The organism is Bartonella sp. TS82HLJMH (assembly GCF_042193495.1).
GTDB classification, from domain to species: domain Bacteria; phylum Pseudomonadota; class Alphaproteobacteria; order Rhizobiales; family Rhizobiaceae; genus Bartonella; species Bartonella grahamii.
The window spans coordinates 1-13928 of record NZ_JBHILU010000020.1; the positions used below are offsets into that span (position 1 = coordinate 1).

At 36.7% G+C, this 13928-nt stretch carries 10 protein-coding genes and 1 tRNA gene; 5 read left to right on the plus strand and 6 right to left on the minus strand.

From position 1 onward, the window contains the following. Nucleotides 1-825 precede the first annotated feature (825 nt). Together ACFIKO_RS08020 and ACFIKO_RS08025 are read right to left on the minus strand one after the other, a co-directional pair. Nucleotides 826-1914, minus strand: coding sequence for a DUF3792 domain-containing protein (locus tag ACFIKO_RS08020; protein ID WP_375673698.1), 1089 nt, complete (start codon nucleotides 1912-1914; stop codon nucleotides 826-828). Between the two features lie 339 nt (nucleotides 1915-2253). Further along, a complete protein-coding gene (locus ACFIKO_RS08025) occupies nucleotides 2254-3069 on the minus strand; it encodes a phage tail assembly protein (protein WP_375673700.1) in 816 nt (271 codons plus the stop codon). A 764-nt stretch (nucleotides 3070-3833) separates the two neighbouring features. Between ACFIKO_RS08025 and ACFIKO_RS08030 the strand changes: the two genes are divergently transcribed. From ACFIKO_RS08030 to ACFIKO_RS08045, 4 genes are all read left to right on the plus strand, one after another. Continuing rightward, a complete protein-coding gene (locus ACFIKO_RS08030) occupies nucleotides 3834-5030 on the plus strand; it encodes a multidrug effflux MFS transporter (protein WP_375620347.1) in 1197 nt (398 codons plus the stop codon). A gap of 261 nt (nucleotides 5031-5291) precedes the next feature. Further along, entirely contained in the window at nucleotides 5292-6050 is a 759-nt protein-coding gene (locus ACFIKO_RS08035) for an alpha/beta fold hydrolase (RefSeq protein ID WP_375673702.1), read from the plus strand. Then, nucleotides 6019-8193: an isocitrate/isopropylmalate family dehydrogenase gene (locus tag ACFIKO_RS08040; protein WP_375673703.1), complete on the plus strand. Its 2175-nt coding sequence runs from the start codon at nucleotides 6019-6021 to the stop codon at nucleotides 8191-8193. The genes ACFIKO_RS08035 and ACFIKO_RS08040 overlap by 32 nt, the downstream gene beginning before the upstream one ends. An 852-nt stretch (nucleotides 8194-9045) precedes the next feature. Next, nucleotides 9046-9852, plus strand: coding sequence for an N-acetylmuramoyl-L-alanine amidase (locus ACFIKO_RS08045; RefSeq protein ID WP_375620344.1), 807 nt, complete (start codon nucleotides 9046-9048; stop codon nucleotides 9850-9852). Between the two features lie 1252 nt (nucleotides 9853-11104). Here ACFIKO_RS08045 and ACFIKO_RS08050 read toward each other — a convergent pair. Beyond that, nucleotides 11105-12304 carry a porin gene (locus tag ACFIKO_RS08050; protein ID WP_375620343.1) on the minus strand — a complete coding sequence of 400 codons (1200 nt, stop codon included), beginning with the start codon at nucleotides 12302-12304 and terminating at the stop codon, nucleotides 11105-11107. A gap of 319 nt (nucleotides 12305-12623) precedes the next feature. On the opposite strand from ACFIKO_RS08050, the gene ACFIKO_RS08055 reads away from it, so the two are divergent. After that, nucleotides 12624-12714, plus strand: a tRNA-Ser gene (locus tag ACFIKO_RS08055). A 259-nt stretch (nucleotides 12715-12973) separates the two neighbouring features. Here the strand turns inward: ACFIKO_RS08055 and ACFIKO_RS08060 are convergent. The 3 genes from ACFIKO_RS08060 to ACFIKO_RS08070 form a co-directional block, all read right to left on the minus strand. Further along, a complete protein-coding gene (locus ACFIKO_RS08060; RefSeq protein ID WP_375620805.1) occupies nucleotides 12974-13186 on the minus strand; it encodes a hypothetical protein in 213 nt (70 codons plus the stop codon). Between the two features lie 131 nt (nucleotides 13187-13317). Next, on the minus strand, nucleotides 13318-13545 hold the full coding sequence (locus ACFIKO_RS08065) for a hypothetical protein (protein ID WP_375645204.1): 228 nt from the start codon (nucleotides 13543-13545) through the stop codon (nucleotides 13318-13320). After that, nucleotides 13542-13928: lysozyme (locus tag ACFIKO_RS08070; protein WP_375673704.1), on the minus strand; the 387-nt coding region annotated here is incomplete at its 5' end. The genes ACFIKO_RS08065 and ACFIKO_RS08070, both read right to left, overlap by 4 nt.

Consider the following 13928-nt stretch of genomic DNA (forward strand, 5'->3'; position numbering starts at 1 on the left):
CCAAAATAAAACCATCGGTTAAGTTGATCTTAATGAGTTTATCGAGGAGTCTATTCGCCGTCAACTCACTCTGCATGAGAGCAAAAGCAGAATCTATATGAGACGTGTATGCTTACATAAATCAAATTATTGACTGAAAAATCCAATGTTTGTTTATATATCATTTTTTATGTCGGTTTCTTGTATTGAAAGCAATGGTACGATTTTTGATGTCTGTATAAAAATATTTACAAAAAAAGTTTTAATAACGTATGATTATAGAGTTTTGTCCTTTGTTTTAAGCGTGTAAAGTTAAACCGTTGTTTATCCATAGATTTTGTGTTTATTATTTATTTGATACATTTAATCTAGAATGTAAATTGTGTTCGTATATTCAAACTAATATACTGGTATTGAAGCGGTGAAAGTGTTACTTTGTTGAAAATAGATAATTTGGTAGGTTGGTATTCCTTTTGTATCAGAGAAATTTCACCTTATTCTCTCATATTGTGCGTGGATGAAATGTTAACCGCATAATGCTCTCTCTTACATGAGATGTAAGATTGATATGCTTTCCATATTAAGAAAAGTTGTTGATTGTAGAGGAGTATTTTTCTGCGAAATTCGTTTTGCTTAAATGGCAAAAATAGAGCAATAGTCGCATATTTGTTGCGCTGTAACGCATATATATAATCGATGGAGTCAACACTTCATTTAAGAAATTTCTTGAAGAAAAAACATAAAAAAAATAGAATTGTTGAAAAGCATGAAAAATCAAGGAAATTTTGCAAAAAAAGCTGCATCATGTGTGCAGCTTTTTATGTGTTTGCTTTAGAGGTAGAAGTTTTAAAACTTGAAAAAGTCCTTACGGCTTCTATAACCATAATAGCCAAAAACACTGGAAATAATGGCGCCGACCAGACTTCCTAAAAAGCCCCACCATCCCATATTGGAGACTGTTTTTGTGGCTTTAGTTGCAGTGTTTTTTGCTGCCTTGATAGTATCCTCAAGATTGTCCGAGAGTTTTTCAGCCTGTTCTTCAAGGGCTTCAATTGCCTGAGCAGTTTTTGCTTCTGCTGTCTGATAAATATGAAGCGCATTGTTGGCTGTTCTTTGTGCGTCCGCACGGGGCATGCCATCTTTTATGAGGGCATTGATGATATCACTTCGATCAAATTTTGTCGTGAGATCTTCTACACGATCAGACAGGCGCTCACCAAGATTTTTTAAAGTGGTGCGATAGTGAGAAGGATCATTTTTGAAAGCTGTGATCGCAGAATCAATATCGTTGAGAGCTGCTTGATAGGTTTGTTTCAAGCGATCAGGGTTGAGAGCAGGAATATCGCTTTTATTGAGAAGGGTGCGCAATTCACTACCAAGTTGGTCAAAATTGATGCCATTGTCACTGTTTTTTGCAAAAAACTTTTCAAGACTTTCGCTGTTTAATTTTGCAAGTATGGGGGAAATATTGGTTTTGAGGCTATCTACGGTTTGTTGGACCATAGAGCTGTTTTCTAGAGCAGTTTTAGCTCCTATCTTTGCTGTACTAGAAACCACGTGGATGGCTTGGAGGGTCATCAGCAATGTTATGAGAGCCCAAGTGAGAAAGCCATGAAGCGTCCCTGACGATTCAGCAAAACGTCCAGCTACAAAACCTCCCAAGGCTAGGCTAATCAGTGTGACGATAACAGAACCCACGCCAAAAGAGAGGAAAGAGCCTTCAAATGGGGTTGAAGAGGTGAAATCCATTTGGCTTAAGCCTAAAGCTGCTACCAGAAAAGAGAGGCAGATTGAGGTGGCAAGGGCTGTCACCAATCCCGCAAAGATTGCGGACCATGAAATGGGTGTGTGAAAAAAGGGATACTTTTCTTCTAGAGATGTTTCTCCTAGAAAATTCGTATCGAATGGTGTGTCTTCAGGAATGCGAGTTTCCATGTTTTATCTCCTTGAATATGCTGGAGATACAATGTCTTTTTGCCAATTATGTTCCAAAAGTGAATAGATATGCACTAAAAAGGACAGAAATCATCGAAAACAGGACGGTGATCATTACTTAAAATTCTAGAGTCTTTATTTCATTTTTTTGTAAAAACAGCGAGTCTTCTAAAATTTTAGTTTTTTATATTGTACTTAGTAATTAAAAGAACGCTTCGAGTATTCAAATAAATATCAAAGGTATTCAATTCAAAAAGCTATGAGAGATAAAAGAGAAGGAAGAAACATGAGTGTTCTAAGCTGTTTTTCCTTCTCTTATTGCTCTATATCAAAGAAATGCTAGAAAAATTTTCTAAGTTCTTTGAGTAAAAACTCCCAAAACCAAAGAGGAAAGTTGAAAAGTTTTGAGACAATGTCCAAAAGTTTCGAGATTCTCTCCAAAGATTGTTTTTTAGTTTCGCATGCAGGTTTTTTATGCGATGTAAGAGCATTTTGATTTGAGAGATAAATTTGATTTGATGGACCATCTTGTACTAAGAAACTGCATTTTGTAAAAGTCATGTGTTCCCCCTTTATGACGGTGGGATTATGAACTGTAATCGGTTCATAGGTGCTACAGGTTTTCACTTTTGTATTTGCAGTTGTCATGAATTCTGTTTCAAATGTATTTGTGTGAAGGTTACTTGTGCGTTTTTCGGGTTTATTGTCGATTAAAATACATTCATCCATTACGCTTTTTATGGGTGCATTTACTTTGTTTATAAAGTTTTTGAGATATTTAGAAAATTGAGTTTCTAAGGATAGGATTTTTAGGGATGGGATTTTTATGATTGTATTCATTTTATCAAGCTTTTTTAATACTTTTTTTATTAAAGGCCCGTAAATGTCTTTAATGTTTAAAAAATCACGAATATCAAGTTTACTGATGGCATTATAGGACCACCCTGAAAGATATGCGATCATTTCAATTGATTGCTCGTCGCCTTCTTTGCTCTGTATTGCTTTTAAGTCTTTAAATTTCGGGCGGCGTAAGATGATTTCTGTGTATGTCTTTCCTTCCACTTTAATAGGTACAGTAATTGGTACGTGGCTAGTTCTGTTATATTCATTAATAGTCCCCTTGCTTTCTAAATTAGATTCAGAATGATTTGTCAAATTTTCATTATATCATGTTTGTCAATAGCTTAGGCAGTAAATTTTGTGATGGTTATGTAGAATGAAAATCTAACAAAATGGACAAGATGAATTTAGATTTTTGGGGGAGACAGAAGCACAATTTGCTTTATGATATTAGTGGGCTATTAAGTTTATTTGCTCAATTATTTGTGTTTATAAAAACTTTTCCATGAGGCATTATTATACGCTGTATTGTTACAATAATATTTGCGTGGGTAGTTTTGAGGAGAGGGAGTTTGTGGTTTCTTTTTTCTTTGAACATTGTGAACCAATTCTGATAAAGGATGTTGTCGGGAGAGTGATGTTGTTATCATGAGAGGGGATAGAGTTTGGGAGCGTTTTTGTTGATGATATCAATGAAAAAAGCTGATGAAGATAGGGCAACATGAATACAACAAAATGCGCTATTTTGGATTGGGAAATATATTTCTGAAGGGGAGTTTTGATCTTTTAGCTTCTTTTGCGTATAGTTTTAAAATTGCGGTTTGCTATGCTTTAAAATTAATTATAAAGTGAAGCGCTAAGTGTTTATTTACGTGTTGCGTGTGCGTGCGGATCAGACATTGGATTTATGCATCAACAAGATGAATTATTCTCAAATAAAGTAAAAGAATAAAGAAAAATTATTATTTTATTCCCTGTGGATAAAGTTAAAATAGATTTATATTTATAAATATAAATTATTATTTTGCTATACACGTAAAAGTTAAATATTTTTAAATTTAAGAAATGTGACTTTCCTGATGAAACATAAAGATACATTACCATTCATTATACTTATCGTATGTTTATCAACAGGAGGTTTGATTTCTACCGATATTTTTTTACCAGCACTGGGAGAGATGCGTCAATATTATCAAGTGACACAATCTCAAATTCAGAATGCAGTGGCAGTTTTTTTGTTGGCATTGGCACTTGGACAGCTCATTTATGGGCCGCTGAGTGATAATTTTGGGCGTAAAAAAACACTTCTATTGGGCTTATTTTTGTGGTTATTTACGACACTTGGTGTGATTTATACAGTTCATATTCACGCTTTTCTTGTGTTACGTTTTTTGCAAGGTCTTGGTGCTTGTGCGGGTATCGTCTTAAGTCGTGCAATTATCAATGATTTATTGGATAAAAAAGCGGCCGGAAAGCTTTATTTGATTGTTTTTCCTTTTATTGGAATGTCACCAGCACTTGCACCTTTCATTGGTGGACTTTTGATACAAGCTTTTCATTGGCAGGCAACTTTTATCTTTTTAAGCTTTTTTATATTTATGACCATTTTGCTGTGTTATTTTGTGCTAACGGAAACTCTGCCTCCTCAAAAACGTCAGCGTTTTTCTCTTGTGGGATTTCTTAAGGGGAGTTTAGCCGTTATAAAAAATAAACAATTTGTCTTTTATGCACTTATTCCGTGTTTTTCTTATGCGACCTATTTTGCTTATATAGTAGAATCTCCTTTTTTACTTACGACTTTAGGTTTATCACCGCTATACATTGGTTATAGCTATATTGGGGTTTCTCTCCCTTATATTGTAGGGAACCTTGTGGCGCGGTGGTTTTTCAAACGAGAAACTATGGAAAGGACTGTACGGCGGGGATATATCATTTTTGTTATCGGGGGATTGCTCTTTTCTCTGCAAATGTATGTGAGTCCGTGGCCACTTGTGACAAGTTTTGCGGCTATTGCTGTTCTTACATTTGGTAATGGTTTTTTATTACCATTGGGAACAGCATTGGCGATTTCGTCGCACCCGCAAGCTGCTGGAGCAGCTTCCGGTATGATGGGAGCTTTACAATTAGGGAGTGCGGCATTGAGTGCTGCGGTTATTGGAAAGATATCTGGGCACAATCCACAGACTATGGCGGCTTTATTGGCTGTTTGCTGTCTTTTTGGTTTTATAATTTATATCTGCAAAGCGCGTGAGTTTATGATCTCAGAAATGAGCTGAGTGAAATGATAAAAAGAAAGCATTATGCGGAAATGTTTTTGATGTTTTACACGAATGGGGCATCTGTACATTAGATAAATTTTTTTATTATGTTGTTTGATTGAGTGGGTTTAAAATTTGTTACAAGCTTAGTTTGAGTTTAACAAATTGATTATGATGGGGGGAGAGTATGAGCCTAGAGTTTCAACATATTTTCATTATATTGGGTGTGAAAAGTTTTGGCTCTAATGCATGTTTTAAAATAAGGGGAAGAATTGATCAATGAGCCTTCCTATTATTATTCTTTCTCCTGTAATGCCAATTTGGGATGGTGGTGTTTTTTGTTCTCCATTGACAAAGCTATGCTTATCAAAAGGATTCTCTGTCACTCTGCTGGATACGCTTTCTCTTTTTCCTAAGAGTTCTCATGTTCTCAATCATGCTGCTGTAGATATTTTATCTTTTATGGCAGAAAAACTTAAAAGCTATTTTAAAGAGCCCGCAGTGCTTGTGGGATTTTCTATGGCTGGAATGTTGGTACAAATATTGGCAGCACGGCTTCCCAATGTTCAAGCTGTGCTTGCTGTGAATGCACCTGGCTATCCTGATAAGGTTTTGAAACGGCGCCTTGGAGATATTCTTGCCTCCTTAGAAAATAATGATTTGTCAGGGGCTTTGGAAATACTCAATGGTTTTATGCATCCTTCTGGCATTATGAAAAAAAGAGTTTTATTGGAGGTTCCTGATGAACAAAAAAGCGTGGCAATTGAACGCATGACAAGAGGATTTAAACTCTTATTGGCGATGGATGCTAGAGATGAAATAGTGAAGTATAAGGGGAAGTTTTTAGCTTTAGTGGGAGAAAAGTCAAAACTTGCAACGGTAGATAATCAGACGAAAAGTCATAATCTGAATCATGAATATAAGATTATCTCTGGTGCTGGTACGCGTTTGTGGGAGGATAATCCTACTATGACGGATGCGGTCATTGATGAATGGATGGAGGGATATGAAAAAGAAAGTGCTTGTATTACCTGGTGATGGGATAGGACCAGAGGTTTGTGATGCTGCGCTGAGGGTCTTAGAGCAATTTCAATTGCCAATAGAGTTTACTTATGGTGATATTGGTTTTGAATGTTGGAAACAGGAAGGGGATCCTATTCCAAAAGCGACCTGGCAAAAAATTGCTGAAAGTGATGCGATTTTACTTGGGGCTGTGACCAGCAAAGGAAAAGAAGCGGCTTTAAAAGAACTTGAACCGCATTTACGAGAGAAAAAACTTGCCTATGTGTCACCGGTTATTCAGCTTCGCCAAAAATTAGGTCTGTTTGCCAATGTACGCCCTGTCAGATACATCTTTGGTCCTAGAAAGCCTTTCCATTTTTGTGTTATCAGAGAAAATAGTGAAGGACTTTATGCTGGATTGGATTTTCGGGGTATCACTCCTGAAACAGCCGCTTGGTTAAAACATCCCAATTTGACAAAATATGGGCTTGAGGAAGCTGCATGGACAGTCCGTTTGCAGACACGCTTTGGTTTAGAGCGGTTATTTGAATATGCTTTTTCTTATGCAAGGAAATATGGCGTGAGGCGGGTTACTTTTGCTGATAAGCCCAATGTTATGCGAGAAAGTGGACAATTTTCTCGAGAAATTTTTGAGAAAATTGCGCAAAACTATCCGGAAATTGAAGCAGATATTCATAATGTTGATGCGGTTGCTTTATGGATTGCAACGAAGCCAGAGCAGTTTGGTGTGATTGTTGCTGAAAACATGTTTGGCAATATTCTCTCTGATCTTGGCTCTGGAGTAATGGGGGGATTTGGGCTTGCTCCTAGTGCAAATGTGGGGAGCGAGATTGCTTATTTTGAACCTGTGCATGGAAGCGCACCAGGTATTGCTGGACAAAATAAAGCAAATCCTTCTGCGATGCTTTATACCACGGCTTTACTCTTAGAACATTTAGGCTTTAAAGATGAAGCAAAACAATTATCTGAGAGTGTTGATCAGGTTATTCGTGCTGGAAAAACGGTATCTTACGATTTAGGAGGTGTCGCTTCTACCCGTCAAATGGCTGAAGCTGTTCGCAATTCTCTTGTGAATCCTGTCTCTGTGTGTCATGCGGCAATTATTACTGTTGGTGATGAACTCCTTTCAGGACAATATTTGAATACGAATTTACAAGATTTAAGTCAAAGCTTAAACAAGAGAAATATTCAAGTCACACGTCATTTTGTTTGTGCTGATCAATTACAGAAAATCAGTGAAACGGTTGTTTCTTGTCTTGGACAAGAAGATCTTATCATTATCAGTGGGGGATTGGGACCAACATCAGATGACATAACACGTGATGCGGTTGCAAAAGCCGTGCAGCAGCCTTTGGTATATCATGAAGATGTTTGGCAAACAATAAAAGGTCAATTACAACGATTAGGGATTACGGCGGATAAGAGTAATGCGCGTCAAGCATTGTTTCCTGAGACGGCAACTGTGCTTGATAATCCTACGGGCACAGCTCCAGGGTTTTATCTCTCTTGCGATGGAAGTACGCTTGTTGTTTTGCCTGGTCCACCATCACAGGCTCTTGCGCTTTTAGAGAATTATTTAGAACAAAATGAGAAGAAATATTCTTCTGTATCGCGTGCGGGGTATGCATGGACTTTGATTGGAATTGATGAAAGTACCATTGCGCAGTGGGTTGATTGTCATCTTGAAAATGAGCCATTTGAACGGCATTTTTTATGGAAAAGCCCCTATGTTCTTGTGCAACTGATTGGTCAATCAGAAGCGCCCTTGGAACAACATTTCGTGGAAGAATTTGAAAATCATTTTCACCCCTATTTGGTTGGTGCAGAAGTTACTACTGCTTGTAAACAATTAGCGATGCATGCAGAGGTTCATTGGTTTTCCAATGATCCGCGGCTTTTAAAATATTTTCAGCCCATAGAAAAAAGTACAAAAAATATTCCAAAGCTTGAGGTTGAAGTGAGCCTATTACCTTCTATCGAGACATTAGAAAATCAAGAAGAAAGCCTTGGACAGGCCACGATGACTATACGGATGAAAGGTTATGACGATGATCGTGTAACTTTTCCCTATACGCGACCACTTTTAGGTGTCGTCTTACAAGAATATGCAGCTTGGTTGGTTTTAAGAAGATATTTGCAAACTGAGAAAAGCAAATGAACCTCTATGGGGACGTAAAATATTGCTCAAATTATTGAACGTTCTATTAGTAAGAAGCATTTTGATCCTTTTCTTAAGTGGTTTTTATCTATAGGTTAATCTTTCTTTTGATGTGTAATTAAATGACTTTGATTGATTCAAGATTAAGAAAAACTTTACTATATTAGGCTCGCTACATTCAATCTTTATAATGGTTAATTATTATTATAAATCAAGATGTTATCTTTCATAGAGCTGATGACAAGGAATCCAGAGACTTCGTGTGCCTCAAGCGTTGTAAATAATTGAGATTCTTTGTAAATCAAAAAGTGATGTTGTGAAAAGACAAGGAGTCGTGTCATGTACAGGAAAGCTTTGCAAATTTTATTGAAAAATATGTCCAGTTTATTGCGAATATGTGCCGTTCAGTTATCTGATAATAAATTGCTGTAAAGAGCTCATAAAATTTTTCCTTTAAGTTTTTGTGTGATTGCACGATTGTTGGGCGTTCGCTTCCGAGGGGCGATATTTTTCAATTCGATAACAGCAAGAACTATTTTTTCTGTAGATGTGAAGGTTTAAGGAGTAATCATTTTACGCTTTTGTTTTCTTTTCGATTGGTAATTTGTAGGAATTTGTTGGAGAAAATATTTAATGCGGTGTGTTTGTGAATGTCGTTAAATACATTTTATGCGTGTGTGAGGAAGAAAAAATGTGTCTTATTTGTTGATAAGAGTGTCAATGTTTTTGATAAACAAATTTTGGCGTAATTCTTAGTATCTAAATGAAAAGTTCATTGCGAATTTTTTAAAGCTCGTGTCCTATCTGTTGTGATGCGGAGTGGTCTTTTTTAGCAAAAAAGAAAGGACTTTTATGTATCAGATTGATTACAACAGTTATCGTTCTGTCAAGAGTTTTAATCGTCGCATTCGTTTTCTCGTCATGCATTATACGGCTCTTAATTTTAAAGCTTCGATTATGGCGCTTACAGGAGAAAAGGTTAGTGCACACTATCTTGTTCCTGATCCTTCAGAGCAAACATATCGTGAGGCAGGCTTTAAGGATATGCGTATTTTTAATCTGGTTGATGAAAATGAGCGTGCATGGCATGCGGGTGTGAGTTCATGGGCTGGGCATAGTCATCTCAATGATGCATCTATCGGGATTGAAATCGTTAATTTAGCGATTGGTCATTCTGAGTCTTCAGAAGAGACAATTGATTTTATGACGTATCATGATGAGGGGGTTATATTTCCTCCTTATAATCCAATACAAATTGATGCCGTTAAGGAGCTTGCATTGAATATTCTTCAACGGTATCCCGATATTATGCCAACTGATGTTGTGGGACATAGTGATATTGCCATTGGAAGAAAGAGTGATCCAGGAGCAGCTTTCCCATGGAGAGAACTTTATAGGGCAGGTATAGGAGCATGGTATGATGATGAACTAAAAAGTCATTATCAAGAGCAATTCTCTAAGAATTTTCCACCCAAAGAAGATGTTTTGGCGAAACTAAAATGTTATGGATATGACATTTCTGCTGCGTGTACCCAAACAGGATACAAAGATTTGATCCGAGCATTTCAACTTCATTTTCGTCAAGAAAATTATGATGGGATTCTAGATGTTGAAACAGCAGCAATTCTTTATGCATTGGTTGATAAATATTTTCCGTGAATTCAATGCCTTTTAATTGAAAATATGGTTATGATTACGTGTAAGCCTTTTTTCTTATCAAGAGAGGCTTTTTTTTGCCAATTGGCTTTATGTAAAAAAGGGCATTAATCGTGTAAAAAATCCCATATACGGTATAAGACGTTTTATGGAAACATAACTCTACAGAAAGCTCTATGATTTGCAGAGATTAAATTTTACTGTTTCTTTGTCTTATATTTTTCTGCCTTTAAAAACGAGTAAAGTCAAGATGTTGCGTATATGATGGCATGCTCTTTACGCAAGATAAAACGCTTCAATCAAAATGGACTTTTATTGTATATTTACACGCTTGTTTTAAAGAAATATCTTTTAGGGTGCATTACAACACATATTTTACAGCGACGTTCATAAAGAATATAATCTAGAATCCTCTATGAAGTGTATCCTCATTTTTATGTTTAATAAAAGTGCCTAGCACCATCATACACTTTGCTAGATTTTAATGTTACTACAGCCCTTGGAACTTAAAACGATTCATAAAAGGATTTGCTTTACTCGTTTTTATTCACATGGCTCTCTCTACTTGTCGTGTACCAGTGAATGGTTTTGGTTGATTCAACATGCAAAATAATAAATTATCATTATAAATCAATGTGATGTATATTCAAGAAAAGTAAGGTCGTTTACAGATTGCTACTGATAGGAGTCTCTATTCTTTAAAAGGGGAAGAGGTTAATTTATTTTTTGAAGATATATCTATTTTCTCTTTTATTGCTTTGGAGGATATTTGCATAGTTTTGACAACATGTTTCTTGATGATTAAGTTTTTTAATGCGTGGAAGCGTTGTAAAATGTTGTGTTTTAGGATGTTAATAGAAGACACATTCATGCATATCAAAAACACAATGCTGTCTTGTTTGTTTCAATATTTTATCTGTTCAGTGTAGAATTTATCTGAGAGGATCATACCTTCAATTCCAAAGGTTAGAAGTAAATTACCAAGAAAGATCAATTTGGTAATAAAGCAAAGGTATTTGTTCACCTTTAAAGGGCACACAAGAGATTGTTTGAATTGATGTGTAAGTACCACGTATGCAGTGTTCTTATCAAGCACATTAGGTTAATTTTCTGAGAATATTTTTGTGAAAGTCAGTAATTTTTGTCAAAAAGACAAGAAAATAAGTATCAAGAAAGATGCTTATGATGTTTGATTTCAAAAATAGAAACTGGCAACATAAGTTGCCAGTTTCTAAAATCTTTAGCTTAAATAGGATTAGAATGAACGCTGTAAACGGATCATACCTTGAAAAGCACTTTTTTTATTGAATAAATGTTTTTCATTATTATTGTGATCCTTCACAATGCGATCATCATTCCAAGAAACATAGGTCAATTCAGGTGTAATTACAAATCCTGGAACCAACGTATATGCAATATTTACAGAAGTTGCAAAAGTTTTTACAGCACTATAAGAAACTTGTGCATTCAAATTTGCTTTTGGAGTGAGTTTGTAAGTGGCACCTGCCCAAGCAGCCCATTTACCGCCCCAGTTTGCATAGATCGTTGTGCTGTTTCGTGATAATTCATCACTATTTTCTTTCACTGTGTAGTAATCAAGGCCACTTTTATAACCAGCCATTACCCATAGATTGAAACGATCATTGATATTGAAATCTGCACGTACTTTTCCAGCCCACTTTTTGTAGTAAGCATCATATGCTGCAACCGCTGAAAAACCACCCCATTTTTGCATAAATTTTATACCCAAAACCACATTGGGTGTGTAATTTTTAATTGCTTTACTTGGAAGAGTATCCTCAGTGATAGAAACAAGCTTATCATCTTTATCAATATAGTATCCGCCTATTCCAGGAAGAGTAGCTGAATTATTGCCTAATTCAGCTCCGATAATAGCAGAAAAGCCAGTGTCGCCACTAAAAGTGTAAGAAATAAAATTGGTGCGTGTAATACCTGCTGGTGCTATGCTGTCATCATTGAGAACGTTGCCATAACCACCAGTCCAACTGTTGAAAATTGTATCATCAAGACCTACGCGAAAACCACCCAGTTCAATGTAAGCGGCTGCAAGCTTTGCCCCAGCGTTATCTCTACCATCACCCCAGTTTGAATAAATTCTTGCATATGAACGAAGTGTTCCCATTTCTGTTTCAGAAGCAGCTTGAAAAACAAGGGTGAGCCGTGATGATGCGCCATAGGTTTTTCTTTTGTTTTTTAGTTCAGTTTCGGTTGTTGCATCGACATTATCACCGCCTATAAAATCAGTACGAACATTTCCTGATAAACGCATGCAGGTTTCTGTTCCAGGGATATAGAAATATCCTTTTCCGTAGGCATCACAAACGCGAATATATTCTACAGGTTCGGGTTCGGCGATAACTGTTGAAGCAGCATGTGCTCCAGAAATTACTAAAAAAGCTGCTGTAGAGCTTAAAAAGAGGGATTTAATATTCATATGGGATCTCCGAGGTCCGTTTAATCTTCTTCTAAATTCTAAAGAGTATCATTTACCTAACGCATTAAGGACAAAGACATAAGTAAAATACGCGGCACTTGTTATCTTAGCTATACTAATCTTTTTAGATATTCAAATATGAAATTACCTTTTTGTAATGTATACACATACTATTCGAGATGATGTGGTAAAAAAGACACAATTTTTGTTTTGTTAACTTTTTATCCCTATGGGCTCAATAGGAGAAAATTTCAGATATTTGGGAAAAAAATCGAAAATGTCTTGAACTTTCTGTTGATACCATTTATGCCTCTCTGTTGGAGAGGTGGCCGAGTGGTCGAAGGCGCTCCCCTGCTAAGGGAGTAGGGCTCAAAAGGCTCTCGAGAGTTCGAATCTCTTCCTCTCCGCCATCCAATTTTCTCCTATTTATAACGTATTGATTCTTTGTAATCTTTTTAAAGGTTCGGGAGCGTTAACAAAAGTTCGGGAATAGGATTTTCCAACATACCGTTACAAAGCTCATCTTTTTCCTCCAACATTCTCTAATAATTTTTTGAATTCTTTGAAATCCACTGTTTTAAATGGGCGAAGACATTCTCTATCGCCTCCATGAGACGAGAAAAATTAAGAATTCATTTTCTAAAGAATTTCGCGCGTCTCAGAGTATGTTTAGAGTCGGATATTTGGTTTTTGTGTAAAAATACTTACAAACGCATCCATAATACGTGAAAAATCAAGCGCTAATAAGAGTATAATGAGTACAATCCATTTCGTATAACGAGACATCACTTTTACACTTTTGTAGGTCATGATGATTTCTTGAAGTATTTCTTTTTCTGCTTCTGTAAGCTCTGTATCGTCTTGTGTTTTTTTTCTAGCCATGTTTCCACCCACACACGCGTTCACCTAGATTATTGTGCTTTAAGATCTCTCTTGCTAAATTGGAACTGATGGCGTTCAGATCTTTCCGGCTTAAATAAATTGGCAACCAGCCAACACAAGAAGAAGCATATTTATTTGTCGCGCAACCAGTCAGAGAGAGCAGCACGCACATCAGCATCACTTTTTTGATTAACTTCACTTTCCACCTCCAGACGTGTTGTGGCTGCTTTTAAAGCTTTTTCCGTTTGCTTTTGCTGTTCACTCTTTTTACCAAGGGTAAATGCTCTTGCTAATGCAATAAAAAAAGCGGCTAAAGCCGCGCCTGTTAGCATCAGATTTCTTTTCATCCATAAGATCATAGGCGGTGCTCCTGAAAGCGTTTAGCAACAAAGAAAATGCCCGCACATGCGGCTAAAATCATAATGGTTGCCAAAGCCCATTGGATGGGTCCATTTCCTGCTAACAAGCCGCCAAGACCTGAGAAAGAGCCAATAATCGGTGCAAGAGCTTCTGCTTTGAAAACCCCCGTTGGTGCTTGCGTTTCTACTGTTTGATAATTGGAGGAAACATAAGCCCCTTTTGCCCATAAGCCTGTTTCTGCCGCACGCCGGTGTGCGAGACCTTCAAGACGTTTCCCGCCTGCTTTGGTCCATTTCTGTAGCTCGGCAGGGACAGCTTCATATTCACCTTGATTGAGTTTTTTTAACAGTGTCGAGTTACAAAAGGCTCCTGTTCCTACATT

Bases quoted from the DNA above. Each gene is read 5' to 3' on its own strand.
- ACFIKO_RS08020 (WP_375673698.1), bottom strand. From the start codon at position 1,914: ATGGAAACTCGCATTCCTGAAGACACACCATTCGATACGAATTTTCTA.
- ACFIKO_RS08030 (WP_375620347.1), top strand. From the start codon at position 3,834: ATGAAACATAAAGATACATTACCATTCATTATACTTATCGTATGTTTA.
- ACFIKO_RS08035 (WP_375673702.1), top strand. From the start codon at position 5,292: ATGAGCCTTCCTATTATTATTCTTTCTCCTGTAATGCCAATTTGGGAT.
- ACFIKO_RS08040 (WP_375673703.1), top strand. From the start codon at position 6,019: ATGAAAAAGAAAGTGCTTGTATTACCTGGTGATGGGATAGGACCAGAG.
- ACFIKO_RS08045 (WP_375620344.1), top strand. From the start codon at position 9,046: ATGTATCAGATTGATTACAACAGTTATCGTTCTGTCAAGAGTTTTAAT.
- ACFIKO_RS08050 (WP_375620343.1), bottom strand. From the start codon at position 12,304: ATGAATATTAAATCCCTCTTTTTAAGCTCTACAGCAGCTTTTTTAGTA.
- ACFIKO_RS08060 (WP_375620805.1), bottom strand. From the start codon at position 13,186: ATGGCTAGAAAAAAAACACAAGACGATACAGAGCTTACAGAAGCAGAA.
- ACFIKO_RS08065 (WP_375645204.1), bottom strand. From the start codon at position 13,545: ATGATCTTATGGATGAAAAGAAATCTGATGCTAACAGGCGCGGCTTTA.